This window comes from Streptococcus pseudopneumoniae (assembly GCF_001068775.1).
GTDB lineage: Bacteria > Bacillota > Bacilli > Lactobacillales > Streptococcaceae > Streptococcus > Streptococcus pseudopneumoniae_N.
This window is the reverse complement of record NZ_JWAJ01000117.1, coordinates 1-608: the sequence shown is the minus strand read 5'-3', so window position 1 is coordinate 608 and position 608 is coordinate 1. Positions and strand designations below refer to the sequence as shown.

Annotated in this window: 1 protein-coding gene; it reads right to left on the bottom strand. The window is 38.2% G+C overall.

The window, feature by feature from the left end:
• Positions 1-608, bottom strand: a 608-nt coding sequence (locus ADF68_RS06550; RefSeq protein WP_049549125.1) for an ISL3 family transposase, incomplete at both ends; no start/stop codon positions are given.

Below are 608 nucleotides of genomic sequence, written 5' to 3'. Positions count from 1 at the left end.
TAGTTTTAAAGTTTTCAAAGTTCCGGAAGCCAAAAGCATTGCGCTTGATGACCTTAATGAGGTTATTAGTAGCCTCTAGTTTTGCGTTTGAGTAGGGCAGTTCCAGTGAGTTCATGATTTTGTCCTTGTATTTCAAAAAGGTCTTGAAAACAGTTTGAAAAATAGGATTTACACAAGAACTCGTTTCTTCAATCAGTTCAAAGAAATGGTCTGTTTGTTTCTCTTGGAAATGAAACAGTAATAGTTGATAGAGGTCATAGTGCTCTCTAAGTTCTTGAGAGTATGCAAGAAGGTTTTCGAGAATCTCTTTATTGGTCAGGTGTGAGCGAAAAGTCGGGCGATAAAATCGTTTATCGCTGAGTTTACGGCTATCCTGTTGAATGAGTTTCCAGTAACGTTTCAATGCCTTATATTCGTGCGATTTTCTATCAAAACGATTCATGATTTGGATGCGAAGACGGTTCATAGCACGACTGAGATGTTGGACAATGTGAAAGCGGTCGAGAACGATTTTAGCGTTAGGAAAAATTTTTCTGGCTATATCGTAGTAGGGGTTAAACATATCCATGGTAATGACTTTCACGCGACTTCTCACCTTTCTAGAATAA